The organism is Mesorhizobium album, from assembly GCF_033977205.1.
Taxonomy (GTDB): Bacteria; Pseudomonadota; Alphaproteobacteria; order Rhizobiales; family Rhizobiaceae; genus Mesorhizobium; species Mesorhizobium album.
Map to the genome: position 1 here is coordinate 42,887 of NZ_JAVIIW010000009.1, position 25,721 is coordinate 68,607.

Sequence of the window (25,721 nt, forward strand, 5' to 3'; positions counted from 1 at the left end):
CGTTCGCTCCTCTTGCGCCGGACCCCTCATTTGTCCCTCAGCCCGCCGGTCCGGCACCGGCGAGCGTCTCCCCGGTGATCATGTTGATCACCGCATCGGGACTTGTCTTGTTGCGGGCAACGTCTCCGGCCACCACGCCCTGGCGGATCACCACGATGCGGTCGGCGACCTGGAAGGCCTGCTGCATGATGTGGGTGATGATGACGACGCCGATGCCCTGGCTCGCCACCTGGCGGATCATGTCGAGGCCGCGGCGCGTCTGCTCGACGCCGAGCGCGGCGAAGGGTTCGTCGAGCAGCACCAGCTTGCCGCCCCAATGGACGAAGCGGTTGAGCTCGATCGCCTGCCGCTGGCCGCCCGAGAGATGCTCGACCTTGGTGCGCAGCGAGGGAATGCGCGTGCCGGCATTGGCTAGCGCCTTCGCCACTACCGCCTCCATGGCGCGCTCGTCGAGCACCGGAACGCCCAACACCTTGTGCGTGATCTCGCGCCCCATGAAGAAGTTGGCCACCACGTCGACATTGGTGCAGAGCGAGAGGTCCTGGTAGACGGTCTCGATGCCGGCGGCCTTGGCCTCGGCGGGAGATTTGGCGAGGAATTCCTTGCCTTCGAACAGCATGCGGCCGGAGGTCGGTTCGAGTCCGCCGGCGATGATCTTGACCAGCGTCGATTTGCCGGCGCCGTTGTCGCCGAGCAGCGCGACCACTTCGCCGCGCCCGATCGAAAAGCTGATGCCTTTCAGCGCCTGGATGGCGCCGTAGTTCTTGGCGACGTTGTCGAGGACCAGCAGGGGTTCGCTCATGCCGCGATGTCTCCGCCTTTCAGAGGGTCGCCCTCGCGCTGCCGCTTGGCGGTGAAGATCTGGCCGAAGCGGGGGGAAAGCACGCCGGAAACGGCAAGTGCGGCCGCACCCCGCAGCACCGCATGCTGGCCACCCCGGGCGACCAGGATGCGCGGCGTCGTGCGGTCCTTGCGGGCCGAGACCGAATTGTGCAGCGGTTCCGCCGATGCCGCCAGCCGCTCGAGCAAGGCAGGCGAAGCCAGTCCGCCGAGGACAATCGTTTCGGGGTCGAAGAGGTTTTCGATGATGGTGATGGCGTTGCGGAAGACCGGCGCGACCTCGGCAACCCACTCGGCATCATCGCCGCTCCAGCGGCCTCGCGCTTCCAGCGAGATGTAGCGTTCGAGGCAGCCGCGGTTGCCGCAGGGACAAAGCTCGCCGCCCGGAACGACCGGAATGTGGCCGATCTCGCCGGCATTGCCCCAGGCGCCGCGCAATACGCTGCCATCATGCAACATGGTGCCGCCAAGGCCGACCCCGAAGTAGAGATAGTAGCATTCGGAATGTTTCGTGCCGAGGCCGTAGAGGCGCTCGCCCATCGCGGCGGCGGCCATGTCGTTTTCGAAGAAGGCCGGCAGGCCGGTGACTGCGGTCAGCCGCTCGCGCAGCGGAACGTCCTGCCAGCCAGCCATGGTGGTCGGGCCGACGAAGCTCATCGGCTCGACACCGAACGGTCCCGGCAGCGCCATGCCGATGCCGATGACGCGGCCACCCGAGCGGCGGCCGGTCAATTCGGCGACCATGGCGCCGATTGCCTCGAATGCTTCATCGGGCGCCACATGGCTCGCCTCGCGATGCGCGCTTTCGATCACGTCACCGCTGAGGTTGATCAGCGCCGCGTCGATGCCGAGCGGGGTGAGGTGGATACCGACGGCATAACCGCCTTCCGGATTGACGCGCAGCGTTGCCGGCGGCAGGCCGCGGCCCTTCGGCTCCTCGCGAACTGACAGGATGTAACCCTGTTCCTCCAGTTCCCGCACGATGGTCGACACCGTCTGGACGGTGAGCCCGACATGCCGGGCGATATCGCCGCGGGCAATAGGGCCGAAGCGGCGGATGGACTCGAGCACAATGCGCCGATTGTACGGCCGCCCGAACTCCTGATTGGTTCCCCGCAACGCCATGCCTTGCGCTCCCTGCTGACGCAAGGTTCGCAGAGAAGATTTATTCAGTCAAATGGAATTCAAAAATATTTTTGGGTGCGGCCGAGGCCGTTCCGACTTCGCCGTCCGAGGCGGAGCAGGAGCGCGGCGCCGGCCTAGTATCGGATCACCCTGCGCTCGATCAGCACCACGATGCAGAACAGTGCGATCGACAACGACGACGACAGCACGATCGCCGCATAAAGGCGGTCGGACTGGTAGTTGAAGGTCGCCTGGATGATCAGCGCGCCAAGGCCTTTGTCCGAGCCGATCCATTCGCCGACAATGGCACCGATCACCGCGGTGGCCGAGGCGATGCGGAGCGAGGAGAACAGCATCGGCAGGGCGCGGGGCAGGCGCAGGTTCCAGAAAACCTCCGAGCGCGTCGCCGACAGCACCCGGAACAGCTCGTGCTCATTGTCGCTCGCGGAGTCCAAGCCGCGGATCATGTTCACCAGAGTTGGGAAGAAGCAGATCACCGCCGCGATGACGATCTTCGGCGTCATGCCGAGGCCGAAGATCAGGATGATGATCGGCGACAGCGCCAGGATCGGGATGGTGTTGAAGAACAGCACGATCGGGAAATAGGCGGCCTGCAGGATGCGGCTGTGCACAAAGAGCACGGCTAGTAGTACGGCGGCCAGGTTGCCGATGGCGAAGCCGGCCAGCGCCTCGATCAGCGTCGGTCTCAGGTTGTCGATGAGAAGCGGAAAATTCTTCTGGAAGACGCCGAAGATCGCCGTCGGCGTCGGCACGATGTAAGCCGGCACGCCAAGTAAGGGCAGCAGGTACTGCCAGACCAGCAGAATCGAAGCAGCGCCGAGAGCTGGCAGCGCAATCGTCATTTGCGGGGAAAGCGGTGCCGATCTCACGATGCGCGCTCCAGCGCAGTACGGAGTTCCGCCATGGCGGCGACAATCGCCGGATCCTCGCGCGAGCAGCGGTTGCCTTCCCGCTTGAACGGCCGCATGTCGAGATCCTTCACCACGCGCCCCGGATTGGCGGCAAGGACGATGACGCGCTCACCGAGATAGGCGGCTTCGGCGATGGAATGGGTGACGAAGAGGATCGTCGTGCCGGTGCGGCGCCAGAGCGAAAGCAATTCGTCATTCAGGCGGTCGCGCGTGATCTCGTCCAGGGCACCGAACGGCTCGTCCATCAACAGCAATTTTGGTTCGCTAAGCAGCGCTCGGGCGATCGCGACACGCTGGCGCTGGCCGCCGGAAAGCTGATGCGGCAGGCGTTCGCCGAGACCACTAAGCCCCATCAGTTCCAGCAGCTCTACGCTTCGGTCTTCTATCTTGCGCGTCAGACTGCGCTGACCGACGCCGAGCGGCAGCCGTACATTGTCGCGCACCGTGCGCCAGGGGAGCAGCGTCGAATCCTGGAAAACGAAGCCGACATCGCGGCGCGAGCGCACCGCGTGCGGTGTGGCGCCGAGCACACTGATCGTGCCGCCGAGCGGATCGAGCAAGTCGGCCACGACACGCAACAAGGTCGACTTGCCGCAACCGGACGGTCCGAGGATCGACAGGAAGGAGCCGGCCGCGACCGTAAGGTCGAGGCCGGAAAGCACTTTGACGGCCGTCTGCCGGCCGCCATAGCCGACATCGAGCTTGTTGGCTTCGATCGCGTTCGCCATCAGGCCGCGGGCGCGTCGAGCTTGGGTCGGTCGGCCGACGAGAGTTCCAGGATCTTGGTGGTGTAGACGTCCTTGGCAGCCGGGCGTCCGTTCGGATACTGGCCGACCTTGTCGAGCAGTGCCAATTGCTCTTCGATCGAGGCCGGATCGAACGTGCCCCAGCCATCCTTGGCGGTGGAGCCGTCGAAGGAAAGCTTGAGCACCAGGTTGACGGTCTTCTGCTCCCAGCCGAGGTCCATCTCTGGATAGGCGGCGACCATTTTCTTTACGGCTTCCTGCGGGTTGGCGTGCACCCAGCCCCAGCCCTTGCCGACGGCGCCGATGAACTTTGCCAGCGTTTCGGAGTCTTTCTCGATTGCCGCGTCGGTGGCGAAGTAGACATCGGCATAAGAGCTTAACCCGAGGTCGCGCACCAATAGGTCAATGCGATCGTTACCGACGACGCTGAGCGCTTGCGTGTTGGTGATCCAGCCGCCGATGGCGTCGACATCGCCGCGCACCAGCGGCGCCTTGTCAAAGCCGACATTGACGATGGTGACCTCGGACGGGTCGATGCCGTTCTTCGCCAGGATCTCGTCGATGACGAAACGCGCTGTCGGCTGAATGCCGATCTTCTTGCCCTTGAGGTCAGCGACATTGCGGATCGGCTTGCTTGGCTTTGAGGTCAGTGCATAGGGACCGGTGCGGAAACCGCAGGCGATGATCTTGACCGGCACGCCGCTGGCGCGCGCCGCATAGAGCTGCGGCGTTTCGGAAAATTGACCGAGCTGGGCAGCTCCAGAGACGACCGGCGGCACGGTCGAAGCGTTGGGGCCACCGGGGCTGAACTCAACCTCCAGGCCTGCATCCTTAAAATATCCGTTGGCGACAGCCGCGATGTCGCCGATCTGGCCGTTGGACATCAGCCAGTCATACTGGATGACGACCTTGCCGGCCGCCCTGGCGCCCGGCGTCAGCACCAGCTGCATGCCGGCTGACGCGGCCGCGACCGCTGCGAGGCCGGTCTTCACGAAGGCGCGGCGGTTCAATTGGTAGTCTCGGTTCCCACTCATTTTTCGCTCCTGTTGCAGACTTCTTCTTTCCAAGCGCCGCTCCCTCCGGCGCGGCGGCGTCTACGGCTGTTCGTCGTGGTGGTCGCCAGGGCCGCCGTCGAGCCAGGCGTAAAGCTCCCAGAGCGTGTCGTCCGGGTCGGTGAAATAGGCGCAGCGCGCATTCCAGACGTAGTTCTCGGGCGGGCCGTAGAAGCTCACGCCCTTGGCGCTCAGTTCGCCATGCAGCCGGTCGATGTCGGCCGGTGTGTCGAGCTGGACGGCGACGCAAACCTTGTGCGCATGGCGCGGCGATCTCAGGTTTGACACGCCGGTATGCTGGTTGATGTGGTCGAGCTCCCAGGCGGCAAGCGTCACGCCTTCGCCGTAGAAGTCGGCGAAGCCCTCGGCGCGGCGACGCAGGCGGAAGCCGAGTTTCTCGACATAGAACTCGACAGTACGCTCGATGTTCTCCACGAGCAGGCAGACATCGGAGATACGTGTGACGTTCGCCGGCATGGCTATTTCGCTCCGCTGGATTTCGGCAGCGGCAGCTTCACGCCGACGCGGTTGGCCGCGCCGATGATGTGCGCCCGCATCGCGGCTTCCGCCGCTGCGGGATCGCCCGCCACAAGGGCCTCGTAGATGCGCACATGCTCGCCGAGATTGATCTCGACGAGATTGTGCAGCGGGTTGGTCATGCGGGCATAGTGGATCGAGTGGCGGATCTGTTCGCAGACGAAGGAAATGAAGGTGTGGATGTAGCTGTTGCCGGTGGCGCGCGCGATCTCGCGATGGAACAACAGGTCGGCGTCGATGCTGCCTTCTTCCCAGCGCTCCTCGCCGCTCATGCGGTCGAGCGCCGCCTTGATAGAATCGAGATGCTCCTGTCCGCGGCGTGCCGCGGCGAGCGCCGCCGACTCGGCCTCGAGGATGCAGCGAAGCTCGAAGAGCCGCTCCATATTGTGCGTGTCCTTTAGCGCCTCGCGATCGATGCGGATCGCGGCCCTTTGTTCGGGCGCGAGCACGAAGGCGCCGATGCCTTGACGCGCCTCGATCATGCCGTCGGCCCGAAGCTGGGCGATCGCCTCGCGCACGACATTGCGGCTGACGCCGAATTTTTCGGAAAGCTCCTGCTCGGTCGGCAGCCGCGCGCCGGGGTTCAGCTCGCCGGATTCGATCTCGCGGCTGAGGAAGGCCGCGACCCGGTGCGGCAAGGTTTCGACGGTGCCGATGGCGGCCAGTCTTTGCTTCATGGGAAAATCTCCGTCGAGGGCAGCAGACAGCCGGGATTCATCAAACCCTTGGGATCGAGCGAGGTTTTCAGCGCGGTGACCATGCGGCGATGCGCCGGCGAGATCCCGGACCAGAATTCCCGACGGCGGCTGCGGCCGATACCGTGCTCAGCGCTGATCGAGCCGCCGAGATTGACGGCAATGTCATAGAGGCCCGCCGTGACCTCGGCGCCGCGCGTTCGAGCTTCAGCGCCGCCGAGACCGAGTGGCGGCAGCACGTTGAAATGGATGTTGCCGTCGCCGGCATGGCCATAGGCCAGCGGGATCCAGCCGGGATGTTCGAGGCTGACGAAGCGCCGCGACCGATCGATCAGGGCAGGGACATCGGAAATGCGCACCGACAGGTCGGTGCGCACATGATAGCCGCGCTTGGCCTGGCCTTCGACCAGTCCCTCGCGGATCGCCCAGAAGGTCTTGGCTTGGGTGCTGCTGGTCGCGAGGACTGTGTCGGCCACTAAGCCGCCCTCCATTGCATCGGCAAGAAAACTGGCGAGCACGCCGCTGAGGTCGATGGTCGGTCCCGAGGACAATTCGATCAGCACGTGGACTGGTGCCGCGACAGGCGCCGTCATTCCCGGATCGACCAACTGGGCCAACGCGATGCATTCCGAACCGATGATCTCGAAAGCGGAGATCAGATCGGAGCAGGCCCGGCGCGCCCGGTTGAACAGCGTGACGGCTGCCTCGAACGAGGCAAGGCCGAGATAGGCCGTCTCGACGCGGGCCGGTTTTGGGAACAACTTGACCTCGACACCCGTGATGATGCCAAGCGTGCCTCCGAGCCGATGAAAAGCTGCTTCAGATCATAGCCGCTGTTGTTCTTGCGCAGGCCGGAGAAGCCGCTCCACAGCTCGCCGTCGGCGAGCACGACTTCCAGCCCGAGGATCAGATCGCGCGCCATGCCGTAGCGCAAGACATTGACGCCGCCGGCATTAGTTGCGGCATTGCCGCCGATCTGGCAGCTGCCTTGCGCGCCGAGCGCCAGCGGAAACAGGCAGTCTTCGGCCTCGCTCGCATCCTTGATCGTTTGCAGCACGCAGCCTGCGTCCGCCTGAAGTGTGAAATTCTCAGGATCGATCCGGCGGATGGCGTTCAGCCGCTCCAAGCTGACGACGACCAAGCCGGTGCCGTTGCCATCGATGGCGCCCGAAACCAGTCCGGTGTTCCCGCCCTGCGGGATGACGCCGAGGTTCAACTCGCTGCACAGTCGCAGCAAGGCCTGTGCCTCGGCAACCGACGCGGGCCGCAGCACGGCGAGGGCGCTGCCCCGATAGTCGCCCGTCCAATCGCCGAGGTATTTCGCCATTCCTGCTGGCTCGGCAGTCAACCCATTGCGCCCGACGGCACCTTCTAGGGCGCCGAGTATCTGAGGCGAGAGACTGTGAATGGTCATCAGCGGCGCAATCGGTGTCAGGCGATAGGGTGATACATATCATCCTACAACTTAGGCCGAGTCAATCCGCAAGGTCTTCTCGCAAGTCAAACTGTGGATGGACACAGCTTGCGGGCGTGCGACTGCGCTAAAGGTACTGCGCGAGCTTCTTGCCGACGGCGAGGAAGCGTAGCGGGTCGACCGCCTCGCCGTTGTGGCGCACTTCGTAGTGGAGATGCGGGCCGGTCGAGCGGCCGCTGCTGCCGGTCTTGCCGATCACGTCGCCGGCGGTGAGCTTCTGGCCGACGGTGACGTCGATTTCGCTCAGATGCCCATAGCGGGTGGCAAAGCCGTTGCCGTGGTCGACCTCGACCATGCGGCCATAACCGCCGTTCCAGCCGGCCTTGGTGACGACGCCGGCGGCCGTGACCTTGGCCGGCATGCCAATCGGCGCCCGGAAATCCATTCCCGTATGCAGGGCGGCCGTGCCGAGGATCGGGTCGGTGCGCACGCCGAACGGACTGGTCACGGTACGGCCAGGGGCAGGGTTGGTGAGCGGCAGCTTGCGCGCTTCCTTCTTGACTTGATCAAGCGCGTCAAGAGCTTCGTCCAGCTCCTTGACCTTGCTGTCGAAAATCATCGAGGAATCGAGCGGCACCAGCGGCCCGCCGACATCGTTCTTGTCGAGCTCTGTGTCGACCGGCAGCCCGGCGGCCTGCAGCGCCTGCGAGATCGCGTCCGCATTGCGGTAGGCGTTGTCGGCAAGCGTGGTGATGCGGGTAAGCTGCTGGCTCTCGATGGCCTTGAGCGAAGCGTTGATCGAGACGAACAGCTTGTCGGCACGATCCGCGGCCGTTTCGTTGTCGAGCGGATCCGACCGTGTCGACCACAGCGAGAAAGGCCTAGTGTCGCCAGCGCTCAAGGATGCGACGGAGTAGGTCGGGACCTGCGAAAGGCTGCCGGTGATCTCGGCGTGCTCGTCGGCCTTCGTCGGTGTATCGTTCGCGGCGGGCGCATCACCGACCTCGTTTTCGGCGCGTTCGATGATCGGCCCGAGCCGGCCATGGCGCTGGCTGAGCTGGGTCTGCCTGGCCAGCAACTCGCTCACCTTGGTTTCCATGAGCTGCTGGTCGAGAAGCTGGCGGCTGGTGATGCGGTCCACTTGGGCGCGAAGCGCGGAGATGCGGTCTTCATAGGCCTGCTGCATGCGCGCCTGCCTGGCTGTGGTGGCGCCGATCAGATCGTCGCGCAGCACCAGGTAGGAGGTGGCGAGCAGATAGCCGATAGCGATCGCTGCGAGAGCGGATCCGATGAATGCTGCAAGCCAAGGTCGGATGGTGAAATGCCTGATCTCGTTGCCCCGGGCGATAATGACCGTGTGGGGTTCCTTGCGCCTGCCGAAGACCGCCGACTGACCGTTTGATTTCACGGGACCAAGCTTTCGTTACGACACCAACGACAGGTCCGAATTACACATTATTAGGGTTAACAAAGCTTTGCCGGTCCGACAGCCTCGGTAACGAATGCCGCACTGCGGGAGGCAGGTTTCGACGAGGGTCGGCCGGCAGCGCCCGGACAGTCAGAGGGCGCGCACCGCCTCCAGCACCTCTTCGGCATGGCCCTTGACGCGCACCTGACGCCATACGCGGGCGATGCGTCCGTCCTTGCCGATCAGGAAGGTGGCGCGCTCGACGCCCATATATTTGCGGCCGTACATGGTCTTCTCGACCCACAGATGATAGGCCTCGATCACCTTGCGCTCCTCGTCGGCGACGAGATCGACGGTGAGATCGTACTTCGCCTTGAATTTGTCGTGTTTTTTTACGCTATCGGGAGACAGTCCGATCACCACGGCGCCGGCCTTCTCGAATTCCGGCTTCAACTGCGAGAAGCCGATCGCCTCGTTGGTGCAGCTTGTAGTGTCGTCCTGCGGATAGAAGTAGAGTACGACAGGTTTTCCTCGGAATGCGGCGAGGCTGAGGGAGCCGCCGCCGTCGCGCGGAAGATCGAATTGCGGCGCAACGTCGCCCACGTCGAGATCAGCCATGTCGATGCCCTTGTTTGCGGTTACGCGCGCGAGAGAGCATCGATATAACGTGAAGCGGGGATTCGTCCACGACGAGTTCGTCATAACGGAATATTGCGTGGATCAGGAGCAACCGCAGCACGAGAAGATCAGGTTCAGGCGTGACGAGATCACCGACCTGGGGACGTTTCCGTCCGCGTGCAGCGTACCGCCGCTCGGCCGTGCTTCTGTGCGTCGCCGCTTCCGCATCATCGGCCGGGTGTTTGCCGGGCTCTGCGCGCTGATGCTTCTGGCGGCTGGCGGCGTCTACGCACTCGGCACGTCGGGCATTGGCACGGAGCGGCTTCGCGCCGAAGCGGAGACGGCAATCGAGAAGCTGGCCGGCGTCGATGTCGACGTCACCGTCGGGTCGGCGCGGCTGACGCTCGACGGATCGAGCTTCATCGCCCTGCAGGTCAGCGACGTTAGTCTGAAGACGGCCGACGGCGAGCCGATGGCCGATGTCGGCCGCGTCCGCTTCGGCATGCGCCTGCTGCCGCTGCTGTCAGGCGAGGTCCGGCTGACCAGCGCCAGGTTTTCCGACGCCCACATCATGGTTACCTCAATGCCGTCCGGACGCGGCGACTGGACCGCGGCCCTGCGCAACGAGGATGGTCTCGTCGATCCCGAGAAGGTGTCGGCTGCGGTGTTTTCCGGCGTCAACGAGGCGCTGGATGCTGTGCGCGAGGATTCGATGCGCCAGATCGATCTGCGCAATGTCGAATTCGAATTGCCGGGGGGCGGGCTGGTCAGCCGCGTGACCGTGGCCGAGGGCACGGTGGAGCAGACAGGCACGGGCAAGATGCAGCTCTCATATGATGCCGATGTCGATGGCCGGCACGTCGCCTTGACCGCTAGCGCGGCCCGCGATCCGGGCGCGAGGCGGATTGCGTCTCTCGACGCCAGCCTTCAATTGGCCGATGGCGGGGCAAACCTGGTCGAGGAGAGCTCTGGCGACGGCAACGCCACCGCTCAGGGCGGCAGGCTCGGTTCGGTAGCGCTGAAGCTCTCGGGCGCCGAGGCGTTCGGCGAAACGCCTTCGCGGCTCACGGCATCGCTGTCGCTCGGCGACTCGGTGCTCGACCTCGGCTCGCGCGGGCTGCTGCCGGCCGATGTCGATGCCAACGCCACGCTGGTGGCGGGGTCGAACAAGATTTCGATCGACAAGCTGCTGATCAAGACCGGTCGCTCGACCTTCGATTTCGCCGGCTCTATCGGGCCGAAGCCGGCAGCCCCAGACGAGGAGCCGTCCTATCGATACGACCTCACCAGCGACGGCTCAACGCTTGCGCCTTCGGAATCGCCGGAGCCGGCGCTCCAGTTCCTGGCTCGCATCGCCGGCGTCTATCAGACCAAGAGCCGCAAGCTCGTCGCCGAGCAGATCGGCGTACGCTCCGGTGGCTCGAGCGAAGTGCTAGGGACGGCTTCGCTTGCCTTCATCGACAACGGTCCGCCGGGTGTTTCGCTTTCGCTCAATGTCCACGACATGCCGGTCTCGCATGTCAAACAGTTGTGGCCATGGTTCTCCGCCCGCAATGCCCGGCTTTGGGTGCTCGACAACCTGTTTGGCGGCCGCGTGGTCGACGCCAACCTGCAGTTCCAGGTCGTGCCGGGGCGGCTTGGCAACGGCGTGCCGCTTTCCGGCGACGAGGTGTTCGGCCGCTTCCAGATCGACGGCTCGCGCTTCGACACGGCGGGCCGCATCCCGCCGATCCGCGATGCCGTCGGCGTCGTCGCTTTCCACGGTAACGACGTCGACATATCGCTCTCCTCGGGCAGCGTCTACATGCCGAGCGGCCGCACCGTGGCGGCAAGCGGCGGCACGCTGACGGTGAAGGCGGCGAACCGCCCGCCGGTCATCGGCGCGCTCGACATCGACGTTGCCGGCGAAGCGCCGGCGATCGCCGAGCTTGCCTCCTACGAGCCGATCAACGCCATGCGCCATGTCGGCCTTGCGCCGGAGGATTTGACCGGCACAGTCACCGGCCATGTGCGGGCCGACATTCCGTTGACCTCCGGTGTCGATACTTCGACCCTCGATTGGCAGGTCGCGCTCGACTACCAGGGCCTTTCGCTCGCCAAGCCGTTCGAGGACCAGACGGTAACGGATGCAGACGGCTCGATCACCGTCAGCCCCGGCCGCGCTGTCATATCGGCCGGAGCCAAGCTGAACGGCATTCCGGCGGAGCTCGATCTGGTCGAGCCGCTCGAGGACAACGGGCCGCCACGCAGCCGCAAGGTCGCGCTGGTGCTCGACGACAAGACGCGCGATGCGACGATGCCCGGCCTGTCGCAGCTGCTTTCCGGAACCGTCAAGGTGGCGATCGACAGGAGCGGCGAGGGCAGCCAGAGCGTCTCGGCCGACCTGACCAACGCCAAGCTCGACATCCCTTGGGCAGGCTGGAGCAAGGGAGCAGGCATTCCGGCCAAGGCCACCTTCACCATGGCGAAGTCCGGCAGCACCACCACGCTGTCGGATTTCAACCTAGATGGGAAAAGCTTTTCGATCGACGGCGACGTGACGCTGGTCAACGGGGCGCTGTCGCAGGCTCGCTTCAGCAAGGTTGCGCTCAACAGGGGCGACGACGTCGCCGTCTCGGTGAAGCGATCGGGCAAGAGCTACGCGGTCGATGTCAGCGGCGAGTCGCTCGACGCTCGTTCCCTGATCAAGCAGTTCACCTCCGACGTCGACACGGCCACGAAGGGCGCCGGCGCCGACGCGATCTCGGTCAGCGCCGACGTAAAATCGCTTACCGGCTTCCACGACGAGGTGCTGTCGAATCTGAAGCTGGCGTACAGCGCCGCCGGCTCCCGGGTCAATGGGCTCGATGTCAGCGCAACCGCAAGCTCCGGTGCCGCGATCACGGTCAGGAACAGCACCGGCGATGAGGGCCGATCGCTCAGGATGAAATCGGCCGATGCCGGCGCCATCCTGCGTTTCCTCAACATCTACGAGCACATGGAGGGCGGGGCGATCACGCTGTCGCTCGCGGGCGCCGCCGACGGGCCGATGAAGGGGCAGGTCGACGCCAGCAATTTCTACGTCGTCAACGAACCGAAGCTCGCTTCGATCGTCTCGACCAAGCCGGCCGGCGATACGCGCAGCCTCAATCAGGCGGTGAGGGCCGATATCGACACCTCAAGGGTGCAGTTCGAACGCGGCTTTGCCGAGATCGACAAGGGCTCGGGCTATCTCAGGCTGACAAACGGATTGCTGCGCGGTCCGCGCATCGGCACCACCTTCCAGGGCACGCTTTACGACCAGGACAACAACATGGACATGACCGGCACCTTCATGCCGGTCTATGGGCTGAACCGCATATTCGGCGAACTGCCGCTGTTCGGCCCGCTGCTCGGCAACGGCCGCGACCGCGGCCTGATCGGCGTCACCTACCGCCTGCGCGGCAATGCCAACAAGCCGACGCTCAACATCAACCCATTGTCCGTGGTGGCGCCCGGAATATTCCGTTCGATCTTCGAATATCGGTAGCGCGGCGGTTATGCCGCCCGCACCAGGACGTGCTTCTTCCTGCCGAGCGAGAGCTTTGCGACACCCTCCGCGCCCAGATCCTGAAGCGTCACCATGCGCCGGTCGTCCGTGACCGGCTGGTCGTTGAGGCGCACCGCGCCGCCCTGGACGTGCCGTCTCGCCTCGCCATTGGAAGCCGCGAGGCCGGCGGTCACGAACAGCGACAGGATGCCGATGCCGGCCTCGAGATCGGCCTTGGCCACTTCCACGCTCGGCAGTTTGTCGGCAAGCGCGCCTTCCTCGAAGGTCTTGCGCGCGGTCTCGGCAGCCGTTTCGGCCGCCTCCCGGCCGTGCAGCATGGCGGTGATCTCGGTGGCGAGGATTTTCTTCGCCTCGTTGATTTCCGATCCGCCGAGCTTTTCGAGGCGCGCGACCTCGGTGAGAGGCAGTGTCGTATAGAGCTTCAGGAAGCGGCCGACATCGGCGTCCTCGGTGTTGCGCCAGTACTGCCAGAACTCGTAAGGGCTCAGCATATCCGCATCGAGCCAGACCGCGCCCGAAGCCGACTTGCCCATCTTGGCGCCGGACGAGGTGGTGAGCAGCGGCGTGGTCATCGCAAACAGCTGCACGCCTTCCATGCGGTGGCCGAGGTCGATGCCGTTGACGATGTTACCCCACTGGTCGGAACCACCCATCTGCAGCCGGCAGCCGACGCGCTTGTAGAGCTCGACGAAGTCGTAGGCCTGCAAGATCATGTAGTTGAATTCGAGGAACGACAGCGACTGCTCGCGGTCGAGCCTGAGCTTCACGGAATCGAAAGCGAGCATGCGGTTGACGGAGAAATGCCGGCCGACATCGCGCAGGAAATTGACGTAGTTGATCTCCATCAGCCAGTCGGCGTTGTTGACCATGATGGCTTCGCCGGCGCCGCTGCCGAATTTGAGGTAGGGCGAGAAATTGCGGCGGATGCCGACGAGATTGTCTTCGATGTCCTGCGGCGTCAGCAGCTTGCGCGCCTCGTCCTTGAAAGACGGGTCGCCGATCATCGAGGTGCCGCCGCCCATCAGGGCGATCGGCCGGTGGCCGGTCTGCTGCAGCCAGTGGAGCATCATGATCTGGATCAGCGATCCGGCATGCAAGCTTTTCGCCGTCGCGTCGAAACCGATATAGGCGCTCACTGTTTCCTTGGCGAAAAGCTGGTCGAGGCCAGTTTCATCCGAAATCTGATGGATGAAGCCGCGCTCGCTCATGATGCGCAGGAAATCGGATTTGAAGGCGGACATCTTTGCTTCCCGGAGATCGCCCGGCAATTGGCCGAGCCTGACGTGAAGGGGCGCGTTTAGCATCCAAGCGCGATCAGCAAAAGTGGTTTCCGGTTTTGCGTTCGATCGCGCACGATCCGGCGCGTCCTTGCTTCGTCGCTTTTGCTGGCGTAATGAGGCGCCCGCGCAAGGGCAGCGCGCCGCAAGCGCCGCGACGGGGCCATCCCGCAATCTCAGATCGGACAAGCTCCCGCGATGAACAGGAACTATCTCATCCTCTTTCTGTTCAGCATCCTTATGACCGTCAGCGGGCTGGCAAGCCTGCCGCCGGTCGACCGCGATGAAGCCCGCTTCGTCCAGGCGACCAAGCAGATGGTCGAGACCGGCGATTATATCGACATCCGTCTGCAGGATCAGACGCGCTACAAGAAGCCGGTCGGCATCTATTGGCTGCAATCGGCGGCGGTCGCCCTGAGCGGCGAGGGGGCTGGGGCGCCGATCTGGGTCTATCGACTGGTTTCCATGCTGGGCATCGCGTTCGCCGTCGTCGGCATCGGGTGGACAGGCACAAAGCTCTTCGGCGCCGATGCCGGCCTGGCCGCCGGCCTGATGATGGCGGCGATCTTCGCCACCGCCTTCGAAGGCCGCAACGCCAAGACCGACGCCATGCTGCTCGCCTGCTGCGTGGCCGCCCAAGGCGCGCTGGCGCAGATCTATCTGGCCGCGCGCCGCAAGGAGCCGGTCGCCGGCCATCTACCGTGGATCTTCTGGATCGCGCAGGGGCTGGGCATCCTGATCAAGGGACCGGTGACACCGCTCTTGTCGCTGCTGACGGCCGCCGCGCTGTTCGCCTTCGAACGCGATTGGCGCTGGCTTTTGAAGCTGAAACTGGTGCGCGGCATCATCATCGTCCTCGTCATCGTGCTACCCTGGCTAATCCTCATCAGCTGGAAGAGCGGCGGCGCCTTCTTCCAGGAGGCGGTCGGCAAGGACATGCTGAACAAGGTGGCGCAAGGCGAGGAATCGCACGGCCTGCCGCCGGGTTTTTACATGCTCACCTATTCGCTGTTCATGTGGCCCTTCGGCCTGATCGCAGTCGGTGCAGGCCTGCAGGCGATTAACCGCTTCTGGGACGATCCGCGCCTGCGCTTCTGCCTCGCCTGGTACATCCCATTCTGGCTGGTGTTCGAGGCGATCCCGACCAAGCTGCCGCATTACGTCATGCCTGCCTATCCGGGTATGGCGCTGCTGATCGGCTGGCTGCTCACCTTGCCGGCGGACAAGGCCAACGCGCCGCTCAAGCGCTGGCAGACCTGGCTGTGGTGGTCGACAGCCTTCGGCGTTGTCGTCGTGTCGATCGGGCTAGCCGCGGTGTGCATCGGGGCGCCGATCTATTTAACCAAGGCGTTTTCTTGGTGGAGCATTCCGGCGGCGATCGCCGCGCTCGTCACCGGCTATTTGGCCTTCCCGCGCCAATTGCAGGTTCCGCTCGGGCGCATAGCGGCGATCGCCATTGGCGCCGGCATCACCTTCAGCCTGTTGTTCGGCGTCATTGCGCCGTCGCTGAAGCCGATCTGGCTGAGCCCTGCCATCAAGGCAGCGGTCGATGCCAATCGCCTCTGCGATACCACCGTGCTCGCCTCGTCTCCCTATCACGAGCCAAGCCTTGTCTTCTTGGTCGGCACCAATACCGTGCTGACCGATGTCGACGGAGTCGCAAAGCACCTTCTTGCCGATCCGGCCTGCGCGCTGGGGCTCGCCCCGGTCAAGGAAGAGCAGAAGCTCAACGAGTTGCTTGCCGGGCAGGGCAAAGCGGCCAAGCGCCTTACCGAGATTGACGGGGTCAATTATTCGTCAGGAGACAAGCTGGCGCTCGGCCTTTATCGGGTGGCCCCTTGAGGAATAGCGTCAGGCCTCGAACGACCCTATAGGCTCAGCCATGTCCGCCGTCGCCCTTTACCGCCGCTCGCTCGGCAACTTCCGCGACACGATTGCTATCGTGAGGCGGCGCTTTGCCGTTCGCCCGGCGCGCTATCCGGAGATCCCCTGGCTGGTTTGGGTCGCTGCATGGCTTCTGCTTGCCGTAGCCGTCGGCCTCAGCCTGGACAGCGCCGCCGGCAGGATGCGGGGAGAGTGGACGCCCACCTTTGTCCGTTTCACCGATTTCTTCACAGATTTCGGCCTGGGCGGCTGGTATCTCATCCCTGCGGCTCTCTGCCTGATCGCGGCCAATCTGACGGACTGGCGCAGCCTTTCCCGGCGATCGCGCCTGCTCGTCTACAACTGGACCTGCTTCGCCTTCCTGGTGCTCTGCGCGGTCGGCCTTTCCGGGCTGGCGGTCAATCTCTTGAAGTACGGCATCGGCCGCGCCCGGCCGCTCTATTTCGACAGCTTCGGGGTTCTATCCCTGCATCCCCTCGCCATGGATGCGCGCTTCGCCGGCTTTCCGTCCGGCCATGCCACGACGATGGGGGCGGTGTTCGGGATACTGCTGCTGCTCTTCCCTAGGCGCTGGTATATCGCGCTGGCGGTCACCGGCTGCATCGCTTCGACGCGAGTCTTCGTCGGCGCGCATTATCCGAGCGACACGGTGGCCGGCTTCGGGCTCGGGCTTGCCTTCGCTATCGTCTCGGGGATGGTCTTCGCGCGGCTCGGTTTCATCTTCCGCCGGCCGTCGTCGACAAGGCCGGTGCCGAAGCGCACGTTCCGGCTGCTGTCTTCCAGCGGGTCGACGGGTAAATCATCGGCGGCAGGGCGGAGCCGCGAGCAACTGTCGGCTGACCGCCCATAGATAACGCCTAAGAGCGTGCGAAGGCCTATCTCAGCCGCTTCGGCCGCGGATCGGCCAGCTCGCCCGCCAGCCGCCGGTCGAGATAGTCGGCGCATTCCTCGATCAGCAGTTCGGCGTGGTTGGCGAAGAAATGGTTCGCGCCGGGGATCGTCTTCTGCGTGATGGTGATGCCCTTTTGCGTATGCAGCTTGTCGACCAGCGTCTGCACGTCCTTGGGCGGCGCCACCTTGTCGGCATCGCCATGGATGATCAGGCCGGACGACGGGCAGGGCGCCAGGAAGGAGAAATCGTAGGTATTGGGCTGCGGCGCGACCGAGATGAAGCCCTCGATCTCGGGCCGGCGCATCAGCAACTGCATGCCGATCCATGAGCCGAAGGAGTAGCCGGCGACCCAGCAGCTTTTGGAATCCGGATGCAGCGACTGCACCCAGTCGAGCGCGGCAGCCGCGTCCGACAGTTCGCCGGTGCCGTGGTCGAACTCGCCCTGGCTGCGGCCGATACCGCGGAAATTGAAGCGAAGCGTGGTGAAATCGCGCTTCTGGAACATATAGAAGAGGTCGTAGACGATCTTGTTGTTCATCGTGCCGCCGAATTGCGGGTGCGGATGCAGCACGATGGCGATCGGCGCGCTCTTTTCCTTCGAGGGCTGATAACGTCCCTCCAGGCGACCAGCCGGACCGGCGAAAATGACCTCAGGCATAAAATACTCCACGTGGCATACGAAGGCGCAAGCCTGGAACTCTTCCTTTGGCCCCAAGTCTTCTGTGGCCTTGACGCCGGGCAAGCGTCTTCCTAGAAGCTAGTTTAGAATTGTTCAAAACTGGGTGGCCGAACACATTCGTCCGGCCGCCCGCGCCGCAAGCCGGGTAAATAGGACGGCTTGCCTTGCAATTTCAAGGAAATAACGCGCTATCCTCGCGGAATGGCTGCTGACAGGATCGACTGAAGGAAAATGGCCGCAACTCGCGCCTATCTCGACTACAACGCCAGCGCGCCTCTGCTTCCAGAGGCACGCGCTGCGATGGTCGCCGCGCTCGATGCCGCCAATCCGTCATCGGTCCACGCCGAGGGCCGTGCGGCGCGCCGGCTGATCGAGGACGCCAGGCGCGACGTGGCGAGGCTGGTCAATGCCAGGCCCGAGCATGTCGTGTTCACGTCCGGCGCGACCGAAGCTGCATCGACGCTGCTTACCTGCGATTGGCAGATGGGGCGCGGCGCCATCCGCATGAGCCATCTTTACGTCTGCGAGGCCGACCATCCCTGCCTGCTGAGCGGCGGGCGCTTCCCGGCCGCGCAGGTGACGCGGCTCGGCGTCGATCGGAACGGCATTGCCGATCTCGAGGCGCTGACCAGCGCGCTCTTGGCGCATGACAAGACCGAGGGCCTGCCGCTGGTGGCGATCCATGCCGCCAACAACGAGACGGGCGTGATCCAGCCGATCGACCGCATCGCCGGGATCGTCAAGGAAGCGGGCGGCGTGCTGGTCGTCGACGCCGTCCAGGCGTCTGGGCGGATTCCGATAGATATTTCAGCCGGTTATGCCGACTACCTGATCCTGTCCTCGCACAAGATCGGCGGCCCGAAGGGCGTCGGCGCCATCGTCGCTCAGGCCGACCTGATGATGCCGAAACCGCTGATCAATGGCGGCGGCCAGGAAAAAGGCCATCGCGCCGGCACCGAGAATCTTCCCGGCATCGCCGGCTTCGGCGCCGCGGCGCGGGCCGCACTTGCCGCTCTGGAACACATCGGCGCGATCGCGCGGTGCCGCGACGAGGTCGAGGCGATCGTGCGGAAGCTCGTCCCGGACGCGGAAATCTTTGGAGCGGCATCGCCGAGGCTTGCCAACACGACATTCTTCGCTATTCCCGGCATCAAGGCCGAGACGGCGCAGATCGCCTTCGATCTTGCAGGCGTGGCGTTGTCGGCTGGCTCGGCCTGTTCGTCGGGGAAAGTCGGGCCAAGCCACGTGCTGAAGGCGATGGGGCATGGCGACAGCCTTGGCGCCTTGCGCGTCTCGATCGGCCGCGCGACCGGCGTTGAGGAGATCGAGGCGTTCCGGGCCGCCCTGGCAGGCGTTGTCGCGCGCCGGGCTGGAAAGGAAAAAGCCGCCTGACGGCGGCGGGGCGTCGGGCTGGAGCCGTTGGGCTCTCGGATCCGCTGCTCGAACGAATTCAGGCCATCCGGCCTGGTAGAGCCGTGCGTTTCGTCTTGGCCGGGTGAATTCCCGGCGGGAATGCACTATATGGAGCTTACTCCGCTGCAGTCCCTCTCCGGGGCCGGGTTGGCGGTGCCATAGTTTGAAAACTGCCGGGCCTTGACCCCGGCGAGGATGGAGAACGCTTATGCCTGCTGTGCAGGAGACGATCGATCGAGTCCGAAAGATCGACGTCGACCAGTATAAATACGGATTCCAGACAGAGATCGAGATGGACAAGGCCCCCAAGGGCCTGAGCGAAGACATCATTCGCTTGATCTCCAAGAAGAAGCGCGAGCCGGACTGGATGCTGGAATGGCGTCTGGGGGCCTTTCGGCGCTGGCTGACGCTGGAAGAGCCGACCTGGGCGCGCGTCAAATATCCGAAGATCGACTTCCAGGACATCCATTACTACGCCGCGCCGAAGAGCACGCCGGGCCCGAAGTCGCTGGACGAGGTCGATCCCGAGCTGCTCAAGGTTTACGAAAAGCTCGGCATTCCGCTGAAGGAGCAGGAGATCCTGGCCGGCGTGCAGAAGGCCGACGTCTCGGAGTTGGAGGAGGCCAACGACAACGTCTACAAGTCGGGCCGCGTCGCCGTCGACGCCGTGTTCGATTCCGTCTCGGTCGTCACCACCTTCAAGAAGGAGCTGGCCGAAGCCGGCGTCATCTTCTGCTCGATCTCGGAGGCGATCCGCGAGCATCCGGAGTTGGTGCAGAAATATCTGGGTTCGGTCGTGCCGACCTCCGACAATTTCTACGCGACGCTGAATTCGGCGGTGTTCACCGACGGCTCCTTCGTCTTCGTGCCGAAGGGCGTGCGCTGCCCGATGGAGCTGTCGACGTACTTCCGCATCAACGAGAAGAACACCGGCCAGTTCGAGCGCACGCTGATCATCGCCGAGGAGGGAGCCTATGTCTCCTATCTCGAGGGTTGCACGGCGCCGCAGCGCGACGAGAACCAGCTGCATGCGGCGGTGGTCGAACTGATCGCGCTCGACGATGCCGAGATCAAATATTCGACGGTGCAGAATTGGTACCCGGGCGATGCAGAGGGCAAGGGCGGCGTCTACAATTTCGTCACCAAGCGCGGCGATTGCCGCGGCGACCGCTCGAAGATCTCGTGGACGCAGGTCGAGACCGGCTCGGCCATCACCTGGAAATATCCGAGCTGCATTCTGCGCGGCGACGATTCCAGCGGCGAATTCTATTCGATCGCGGTCTCGAACGGCTATCAGCAGGTCGACTCGGGTACCAAGATGATCCATCTCGGCAAGAACACGTCGAGTCGCATCATCTCCAAGGGCATCGCTGCAGGCTTCTCGCAGAACACCTATCGCGGCCAGGTCTCGGCACACCGCAAGGCGACGAACGCCCGCAACTTCACCAACTGCGACTCGCTTTTGATCGGCGACCAGTGCGGCGCGCACACCGTGCCTTACATGGAAGCCAAGAACGCGACGGCGAAGTTCGAGCACGAGGCGACGACGTCGAAGATCTCCGAGGACCAGAAGTTCTACGTCATGCAGCGCGGCATCCCCGAGGAAGAGGCGATCGCGCTGATCGTCAACGGCTTCGTCAAGGACGTCATCCAGCAGCTGCCGATGGAGTTCGCCGTCGAGGCGCAGAAGCTGATCGGTATCAGCCTAGAGGGTTCGGTCGGCTGACCGCAGAAGATATTCAGGAAAAAAATATGCTTGAGATCAAGAATTTGCATGCGCGCATCGTCGATGACGGCACCGAGATCATCCGCGGGCTGGACCTGACGGTCAAAGCCGGCGAGGTCGCGGCCATCATGGGTCCGAACGGCTCGGGCAAGTCGACGCTGTCCTACATCCTCGCCGGCCGCGAGGACTATGAGGTGACGGAAGGCGACATCCTCTATAACGGCCAGTCGATCCTGGAACTGGATCCGGCCGAGCGCGCAAGTGCCGGCATCTTCCTCGCCTTCCAGTATCCGATGGAGATACCGGGCGTCGCGACCATGGAGTTCCTGAAGGTGGCGATGAACGAGCAGCGCAAGGCGCGCGGCGAGGAACCGCTGAAGGTGCCGGAATTCCTGAAGCGCGTGAAGGAAGCCGCAGCCTCGCTCAACATGGACATGAACATGCTGAAGCGGCCGCTCAATGTCGGCTTCTCGGGCGGCGAGAAGAAGCGCGCCGAGATCCTGCAGATGAAGCTGCTCGAGCCGAAGCTCTGCGTGCTCGACGAGACCGATTCCGGCCTCGATATCGACGCGCTCAAGATCGTCGCCGACGGCGTCAATGCGCTGCGCTCGCCGGAGCGGGCAATCGTCGTCATCACCCACTACCAGCGCCTGCTCGAGCACATCGTGCCGGACAGCGTGCACGTGCTCTACAAGGGGCAGGTCATCAAGTCGGGCGACAAGTCGCTGGCGCTCGATCTCGAAACCAACGGCTATGCCGGCGTGATCGGGCAAGCCGCGTGAGATGGGGCTAAGTGAGGCGAGAGCAATGAACATGCACGCACAGCCCCAGCGGACATTGGCCGAGACGGCGCTGATCGATGCCTTCGGCGAGCGGCTGTCGCTGCTGCCCGGCGATGGCGCGGTGATGACGAAGCGCGACGACGCGATCGAGGCGATCAAGCACGGCCTGCCGACGCGGCGCATTGAATCGTGGCACTATACGGACCTGCGCCGCATGCTGACGAAGGTGCCGGTCTTCGAAGCCGATGCGGTTGCGAAGGCGCTTGAGCCGGTTCTGGACGGGTCTGCCGTTCTGCCGGTGCTGAACGGCGTTTCGAGCGCCAAGCTGCCCGAGGTCGAGGGCGTTACAGTGCAGCGCTTGTCGGACAAGCTTACCGACGGCAGCGTTGCGCCCGGACTCGATCGCTATGGTGCCGACGACGCGATCGGCGCGCTGAACACCGCCTTCGTCGCCGACGGCTATTTCGTCGATATCGCCGACGGCACCCAGCTGGAGAAGCCGATCGAGCTGCAGAACCTGCAGGCCGGCGGCCAGGCGCATGTGCGGCTGCTGGCGCGCGTTGGCGCCGGCGCCAAAGCGATCATCGTCGAGCGCCAAGCGGGCGAGGCAAGCGAAGACGGCGAGGCGCTCGTCAGCTCGGTCAGCCAGCTCGTCCTCGACGAAGGCGCCGAGGTGACTTGGCTGATCGTTCAGGAGCAGCCCGACACGGCCACGTATCTCGCCCAGTTCAAGGCGCATATCGGCAAGGATGCCAAGCTGACGCTGTTCGTCATGAATGCCGGCGGCAAGCTGGTGCGGCAGGAGGTCGTGGTCAGGACGACGGGCGAGGGCGCGGATTTCAAGCTGCGCGGTATCAATCTTCTGGCCGGCGACACGCATACCGACACCACCATGGTGCTCGATCATACCGTGCCGCACACGAGTTCGACCGAAGTGATGCGCAATGTGGTGACGGGCAGGGCCCGCGGCGTCTTCCAGGGTCGCATCAACGTCCACCAATATGCGCAGAAGACCAACGCCAAGATGGCCTGCAACACGCTGCTTCTGTCGGACGACGGCGAGTTCTCGACCAAGCCGGAGCTGGAGATTTTTGCCGACGACGTCGTCTGCGGCCATGGCGCGACCGTCACCGAGATCGACCACGACCATCTGTTCTACCTGATGGCGCGCGGCATCGACGAGAAGACCGCGCGGGGCCTTTTGGTGAAGGCCTTTGTGGCGGAAGTGATCGAGGAACTGGAAGACGAGGCGCTGGTCGATGCGCTCGAAGCGCGGCTCGACGGCTGGTTTTTGACGCACGGGTAAGCGCTTTCCCTTCTCCCCTTGTGGGAGAAGGTGGATTGGCGCGGAGCGCCAAGACGGATGAGGGGTGCTGGACGGAATGAGGCGAAGCCTCGGAAGAGCTGTGATGGACCAGAAGATCGAAACCGCTCCCTATGAAGTCGAGGCGATCCGCCGCGACTTTCCGATCCTGTCGCGCCAGGTCTATGGCAAGCCGCTGGTCTACCTCGACAATGGCGCCTCGGCGCAGAAGCCGCAGGTGGTGCTCGACACCATCCAGCACGCCTATTCCCAGGAATATGCCAACGTCCATCGCGGCCTGCATTTCCTGTCGAACGCCGCGACCGACGCCTATGAGAAGGCGCGGGAGACGGTGCGCCGCTTCCTCAACGCGCCGAGCACCGACAACATCGTCTTCACCTCCAACACGACGTCGGCGATCAACACGGTCGCCTATGGTTGGGGCATGCCCAGGATCGGCGAGGGCGACGAGATCGTGATCTCGATCATGGAGCACCACTCCAACATCGTGCCCTGGCATTTCATCCGCGAGCGGCAGGGTGCCAAGCTGGTCTGGGTGCCGGTCGACGATCTCGGCGCCTTCCACATCGAGGAATTCGAGAAGCGGCTGACCTCGCGCACCAAGCTCGTCGCCATCACGCAGATGTCCAACGCGCTGGGCACGGTGACGCCGATCAAGGAGATCGTGCGCATCGCGCATACGCGCGGCATTCCGGTGCTGGTCGACGGCAGCCAGAGCGCCGTGCACATGCCGATCGACGTGCAGGATCTCGACTGCGACTTCTTCGTCTTTACCGGCCACAAGGTCTACGGTCCGTCCGGCATCGGCGTCCTCTATGGCAAGAAGCACCTCTTGGAGGAGATGCGGCCCTTCATGGGCGGCGGCGAGATGATCGAGGAGGTGACGCAGGACATCGTCACCTACAATGAGCCGCCGCACCGTTTCGAGGCCGGCACGCCGCCGATCGTGCAGGCGATCGGGCTGGGCGCGGCGCTGGAATATATGGAGAAGGTCGGCCGCGATCGTATCGCGGCACATGAGGCGGATCTGAAGAATTACGCGCATGAGCGGCTGCGCGCGATCAACTCGCTGCGCATCTTCGGCGACGCGCCGGGCAAGGGCGCCATCATCTCGTTCGAACTGCAGGGCATCCACGCCCATGACGTGTCGATGGTGATCGATAGGCAGGGCGTAGCTGTCCGCGCGGGCACCCACTGCGCCCAGCCGCTGTTGAAACGCTTCGGCGTGACCTCCACATGCAGGGCATCGTTCGGCATGTACAACACCAGGGCCGAAGTCGACGCTTTGGCCGATGCGCTGGAAAAGGCGCGGAAATTCTTCGGGTGACGACCATGGATGATGTGAGCACCAGCGCAGAGACCGCACCGGCCACGAATGGCGTCGTCTCAGCCTCGGCGATCCCCGCCGACGAGCTGGCGCGGCTGACCGACGACATCGTGTCGGCGCTGAAGACCGTCTACGATCCGGAAATCCCGGCCGATATCTATGAGCTCGGCCTCGTCTACAGGATCGACATCGAGGACGACCGCACCGTCAAGATCGACATGACGCTGACCGCGCCCGGCTGCCCGGTAGCCGGCGAAATGCCGGGCTGGGTCGAGAATGCCGTCGGCGCCGTCGAGGGCGTCTCCGGTGTCGAGGTCAACATGGTGTTCGATCCGCCGTGGACGCCCGACCGGATGTCGGAAGAGGCGCAGGTCGCGGTCGGGTGGTATTAACCAACGACCCAACAGAGATTGGCTGGCTTGCAGCAAAGGTGAAACTTCACCATCTTAAGGGCAGACTCATTCCGCGGGCCTTGAACCCGCGCGAACGTGGAGAATGACATGGGACGCTTCGCCGTCATCACGATGACCGACAAGGCCGCAGACCGGGTGCGCGAGATCGTCGCCGCGCGCGACAACGCGCATGGTATTCGCCTCGGTATCCGCAAGGGCGGCTGTGCCGGCATGGAATACACGATCGATCTGGTGACCGAGCCGAGCGCCAAGGACGACCATGTCGAGCGCGACGGTGCGCATGTCTATGTAGCGCCGGAAGCGGCGCTCTTCCTGCTCGGCACCGAGATGGATTTCGAGCAGACGACGCTGCGCACCGGCTTCACCTTCAGAAATCCGAACCAGAGCTCGGCTTGCGGCTGCGGCGAATCCGTCGAGCTGAAGCCGGCCGACCTCAAGGCGCTTGCCGAGGCGCGCGCTTCGGCCTGATCTCCCTTCGCCCCGTTTACGGGGAGAAGGTGGCCCGAAGGGCCGGATGAGGGGCAGCGGCAGCCTCTCTAAGGTTCGCGCCGCTCCTCATCTGCCTGCCGGCATCTTCTCCCCGTAAACGGGGCGAAGAAGGCTAATCCACCCACATCCCTGTCCGCTTGTGCCAGTCGGCGATCGACTCCTCGGGATAGACATCGAACACCTTGTCGTTCTTGCCGATCACCGGCTCGACCCAGTTGGCCTTGTATTTCAGCATCAGATGCACCTTTTCGGGCGGCTTCGGCAGGTCGCTGTCGATCGCCGAGGCGAAGGGGTGGACGAGGTCCGGCCAGGTGGGGTCGTAAAGCCAGAGCGCCGAACCGCATTTCTTGCAGAAATTGCGCTCGCCTGTCGATACCTCGCAATGCGGATGCTCGTCGTCCTCGATCTCGGCGCGGTAGACGCCAAGGTTGCGCTTGCCCCTGATCTTCATGGTCTCGTAGTCGGCGCCGAGGTTGATGGCAAAACCGCCGCCGCCCTGCTGCTTGCGGCAGATCGAGCAGTAGCAAAGCATGAACGGCACGGGCGTGTGGCTGTCCACCTCGAAGCTGACGGCGCCGCAGCGGCAGGAGCCTTTGAGCAGGACAGGCATTGCGGGAAC

General features: G+C 64.2%; 24 protein-coding genes. 10 read left to right on the forward strand and 14 right to left on the reverse strand.

Annotated elements, in window-relative coordinates:
- Nucleotides 1-37 precede the first annotated feature (37 nt).
- The 11 genes from RFN28_RS09960 to RFN28_RS10010 form a co-directional block, all read right to left on the reverse strand.
- Nucleotides 38-802, reverse strand: a complete 765-nt coding sequence (locus tag RFN28_RS09960; RefSeq protein ID WP_320287178.1) for an ATP-binding cassette domain-containing protein — start codon at nt 800-802, stop codon at nt 38-40.
- On the reverse strand, nt 799-1,965 hold the full coding sequence (locus tag RFN28_RS09965; RefSeq protein ID WP_320287179.1) for an ROK family transcriptional regulator: 1,167 nt from the start codon (nt 1,963-1,965) through the stop codon (nt 799-801). Before RFN28_RS09965 ends, RFN28_RS09960 begins: the two co-directional genes overlap by 4 nt.
- A 134-nt stretch (nt 1,966-2,099) precedes the next feature.
- Nucleotides 2,100-2,855: an ABC transporter permease gene (locus RFN28_RS09970; RefSeq protein WP_320287180.1), complete on the reverse strand. Its 756-nt coding sequence runs from the start codon at nt 2,853-2,855 to the stop codon at nt 2,100-2,102.
- On the reverse strand, nt 2,852-3,625 hold the full coding sequence (locus tag RFN28_RS09975) for an ABC transporter ATP-binding protein (protein WP_320287181.1): 774 nt from the start codon (nt 3,623-3,625) through the stop codon (nt 2,852-2,854). Before RFN28_RS09975 ends, RFN28_RS09970 begins: the two co-directional genes overlap by 4 nt.
- Complete coding sequence (locus tag RFN28_RS09980; protein ID WP_320287182.1) at nt 3,625-4,677, reverse strand: ABC transporter substrate-binding protein; 1,053 nt, start codon at nt 4,675-4,677, stop codon at nt 3,625-3,627. The genes RFN28_RS09975 and RFN28_RS09980 overlap by 1 nt, the downstream gene beginning before the upstream one ends.
- Nucleotides 4,678-4,737: 60 nt before the next feature.
- Nucleotides 4,738-5,172, reverse strand: coding sequence for a VOC family protein (locus RFN28_RS09985; RefSeq protein ID WP_320287183.1), 435 nt, complete (start codon nt 5,170-5,172; stop codon nt 4,738-4,740).
- Nucleotides 5,173-5,174: 2 nt separating this feature from the next.
- Entirely contained in the window at nt 5,175-5,909 is a 735-nt protein-coding gene (locus RFN28_RS09990) for a FadR/GntR family transcriptional regulator (protein WP_320287184.1), read from the reverse strand.
- The gene (locus RFN28_RS09995) at nt 5,906-6,688 is read right to left on the reverse strand and encodes an FAD-binding oxidoreductase (RefSeq protein ID WP_320287185.1); all 783 of its coding nucleotides are present in this window, start codon (nt 6,686-6,688) and stop codon (nt 5,906-5,908) included. Before RFN28_RS09995 ends, RFN28_RS09990 begins: the two co-directional genes overlap by 4 nt.
- A complete protein-coding gene (locus RFN28_RS10000) occupies nt 6,583-7,254 on the reverse strand; it encodes an FAD-binding oxidoreductase (RefSeq protein WP_320287186.1) in 672 nt (223 codons plus the stop codon). The genes RFN28_RS09995 and RFN28_RS10000 overlap by 106 nt, the downstream gene beginning before the upstream one ends.
- Nucleotides 7,255-7,468: 214 nt before the next feature.
- On the reverse strand, nt 7,469-8,749 hold the full coding sequence (locus tag RFN28_RS10005) for a M23 family metallopeptidase (RefSeq protein WP_320287187.1): 1,281 nt from the start codon (nt 8,747-8,749) through the stop codon (nt 7,469-7,471).
- A gap of 150 nt (nt 8,750-8,899) precedes the next feature.
- Nucleotides 8,900-9,367, reverse strand: a complete 468-nt coding sequence (locus RFN28_RS10010) for a peroxiredoxin (RefSeq protein ID WP_320287188.1) — start codon at nt 9,365-9,367, stop codon at nt 8,900-8,902.
- 97 nt (nt 9,368-9,464) lie between these two features.
- On the opposite strand from RFN28_RS10010, the gene RFN28_RS10015 reads away from it, so the two are divergent.
- Nucleotides 9,465-12,875, forward strand: a complete 3,411-nt coding sequence (locus tag RFN28_RS10015) for a YhdP family protein (protein WP_320287189.1) — start codon at nt 9,465-9,467, stop codon at nt 12,873-12,875.
- An 8-nt stretch (nt 12,876-12,883) separates the two neighbouring features.
- On the opposite strand, the gene tyrS is transcribed toward RFN28_RS10015, so the two are convergent.
- On the reverse strand, nt 12,884-14,137 hold the full coding sequence (gene tyrS / locus RFN28_RS10020) for a tyrosine--tRNA ligase (protein ID WP_320287190.1): 1,254 nt from the start codon (nt 14,135-14,137) through the stop codon (nt 12,884-12,886).
- Between the two features lie 234 nt (nt 14,138-14,371).
- Between tyrS and RFN28_RS10025 the strand changes: the two genes are divergently transcribed.
- Together RFN28_RS10025 and RFN28_RS10030 are read left to right on the forward strand one after the other, a co-directional pair.
- Nucleotides 14,372-16,015: an ArnT family glycosyltransferase gene (locus tag RFN28_RS10025; RefSeq protein ID WP_320287191.1), complete on the forward strand. Its 1,644-nt coding sequence runs from the start codon at nt 14,372-14,374 to the stop codon at nt 16,013-16,015.
- Between the two features lie 40 nt (nt 16,016-16,055).
- Nucleotides 16,056-16,907, forward strand: coding sequence for a phosphatase PAP2 family protein (locus RFN28_RS10030; RefSeq protein ID WP_320287192.1), 852 nt, complete (start codon nt 16,056-16,058; stop codon nt 16,905-16,907).
- 25 nt (nt 16,908-16,932) lie between these two features.
- Here the strand turns inward: RFN28_RS10030 and RFN28_RS10035 are convergent, their stop codons facing one another.
- Entirely contained in the window at nt 16,933-17,607 is a 675-nt protein-coding gene (locus RFN28_RS10035; protein WP_040969528.1) for an alpha/beta hydrolase, read from the reverse strand.
- 252 nt (nt 17,608-17,859) lie between these two features.
- On the opposite strand from RFN28_RS10035, the gene RFN28_RS10040 reads away from it, so the two are divergent.
- The 7 genes from RFN28_RS10040 (at nt 17,860) to sufA (ending at nt 25,081) form a co-directional block, all read left to right on the forward strand.
- Nucleotides 17,860-19,020 carry a cysteine desulfurase family protein gene (locus tag RFN28_RS10040; protein ID WP_320287193.1) on the forward strand — a complete coding sequence of 387 codons (1,161 nt, stop codon included), beginning with the start codon at nt 17,860-17,862 and terminating at the stop codon, nt 19,018-19,020.
- A gap of 229 nt (nt 19,021-19,249) precedes the next feature.
- Nucleotides 19,250-20,767: a Fe-S cluster assembly protein SufB gene (gene sufB / locus RFN28_RS10045; RefSeq protein ID WP_320287194.1), complete on the forward strand. Its 1,518-nt coding sequence runs from the start codon at nt 19,250-19,252 to the stop codon at nt 20,765-20,767.
- A gap of 26 nt (nt 20,768-20,793) precedes the next feature.
- Nucleotides 20,794-21,549: a Fe-S cluster assembly ATPase SufC gene (gene sufC / locus RFN28_RS10050; RefSeq protein ID WP_320287195.1), complete on the forward strand. Its 756-nt coding sequence runs from the start codon at nt 20,794-20,796 to the stop codon at nt 21,547-21,549.
- 25 nt (nt 21,550-21,574) lie between these two features.
- Nucleotides 21,575-22,855: a Fe-S cluster assembly protein SufD gene (gene sufD / locus RFN28_RS10055; RefSeq protein ID WP_320287196.1), complete on the forward strand. Its 1,281-nt coding sequence runs from the start codon at nt 21,575-21,577 to the stop codon at nt 22,853-22,855.
- A gap of 103 nt (nt 22,856-22,958) precedes the next feature.
- A complete protein-coding gene (locus RFN28_RS10060) occupies nt 22,959-24,200 on the forward strand; it encodes a cysteine desulfurase (RefSeq protein WP_320287197.1) in 1,242 nt (413 codons plus the stop codon).
- Between the two features lie 5 nt (nt 24,201-24,205).
- Nucleotides 24,206-24,592, forward strand: coding sequence for an SUF system Fe-S cluster assembly protein (locus tag RFN28_RS10065; protein ID WP_320287198.1), 387 nt, complete (start codon nt 24,206-24,208; stop codon nt 24,590-24,592).
- Between the two features lie 108 nt (nt 24,593-24,700).
- The gene (gene sufA, locus RFN28_RS10070) at nt 24,701-25,081 is read left to right on the forward strand and encodes a Fe-S cluster assembly scaffold SufA (protein ID WP_320287199.1); all 381 of its coding nucleotides are present in this window, start codon (nt 24,701-24,703) and stop codon (nt 25,079-25,081) included.
- Nucleotides 25,082-25,214: 133 nt separating this feature from the next.
- Here sufA and RFN28_RS10075 read toward each other — a convergent pair whose 3' ends face one another.
- A complete protein-coding gene (locus RFN28_RS10075; protein ID WP_320287200.1) occupies nt 25,215-25,712 on the reverse strand; it encodes a GFA family protein in 498 nt (165 codons plus the stop codon).
- Nucleotides 25,713-25,721 lie beyond the last annotated feature (9 nt).

Bases quoted from the DNA above. Each gene is read 5' to 3' on its own strand.
- RFN28_RS09960 (WP_320287178.1), bottom strand. From the start codon at position 802: ATGAGCGAACCCCTGCTGGTCCTCGACAACGTCGCCAAGAACTACGGC.
- RFN28_RS10075 (WP_320287200.1), bottom strand. From the start codon at position 25,712: ATGCCTGTCCTGCTCAAAGGCTCCTGCCGCTGCGGCGCCGTCAGCTTC.
- RFN28_RS09965 (WP_320287179.1), bottom strand. From the start codon at position 1,965: ATGGCGTTGCGGGGAACCAATCAGGAGTTCGGGCGGCCGTACAATCGG.
- sufC (WP_320287195.1), top strand. From the start codon at position 20,794: ATGCTTGAGATCAAGAATTTGCATGCGCGCATCGTCGATGACGGCACC.
- RFN28_RS09975 (WP_320287181.1), bottom strand. From the start codon at position 3,625: ATGGCGAACGCGATCGAAGCCAACAAGCTCGATGTCGGCTATGGCGGC.
- RFN28_RS10035 (WP_040969528.1), bottom strand. From the start codon at position 17,607: ATGCCTGAGGTCATTTTCGCCGGTCCGGCTGGTCGCCTGGAGGGACGT.
- sufD (WP_320287196.1), top strand. From the start codon at position 21,575: ATGAACATGCACGCACAGCCCCAGCGGACATTGGCCGAGACGGCGCTG.
- RFN28_RS10060 (WP_320287197.1), top strand. From the start codon at position 22,959: ATGGACCAGAAGATCGAAACCGCTCCCTATGAAGTCGAGGCGATCCGC.
- RFN28_RS10025 (WP_320287191.1), top strand. From the start codon at position 14,372: ATGAACAGGAACTATCTCATCCTCTTTCTGTTCAGCATCCTTATGACC.
- RFN28_RS10065 (WP_320287198.1), top strand. From the start codon at position 24,206: ATGGATGATGTGAGCACCAGCGCAGAGACCGCACCGGCCACGAATGGC.
- RFN28_RS10000 (WP_320287186.1), bottom strand. From the start codon at position 7,254: ATGGCGAAATACCTCGGCGATTGGACGGGCGACTATCGGGGCAGCGCC.
- sufA (WP_320287199.1), top strand. From the start codon at position 24,701: ATGGGACGCTTCGCCGTCATCACGATGACCGACAAGGCCGCAGACCGG.
- tyrS (WP_320287190.1), bottom strand. From the start codon at position 14,137: ATGTCCGCCTTCAAATCCGATTTCCTGCGCATCATGAGCGAGCGCGGC.
- RFN28_RS10010 (WP_320287188.1), bottom strand. From the start codon at position 9,367: ATGGCTGATCTCGACGTGGGCGACGTTGCGCCGCAATTCGATCTTCCG.
- RFN28_RS09980 (WP_320287182.1), bottom strand. From the start codon at position 4,677: ATGAGTGGGAACCGAGACTACCAATTGAACCGCCGCGCCTTCGTGAAG.
- RFN28_RS09985 (WP_320287183.1), bottom strand. From the start codon at position 5,172: ATGCCGGCGAACGTCACACGTATCTCCGATGTCTGCCTGCTCGTGGAG.
- RFN28_RS10040 (WP_320287193.1), top strand. From the start codon at position 17,860: ATGGCCGCAACTCGCGCCTATCTCGACTACAACGCCAGCGCGCCTCTG.
- RFN28_RS10030 (WP_320287192.1), top strand. From the start codon at position 16,056: ATGTCCGCCGTCGCCCTTTACCGCCGCTCGCTCGGCAACTTCCGCGAC.
- RFN28_RS09990 (WP_320287184.1), bottom strand. From the start codon at position 5,909: ATGAAGCAAAGACTGGCCGCCATCGGCACCGTCGAAACCTTGCCGCAC.
- sufB (WP_320287194.1), top strand. From the start codon at position 19,250: ATGCCTGCTGTGCAGGAGACGATCGATCGAGTCCGAAAGATCGACGTC.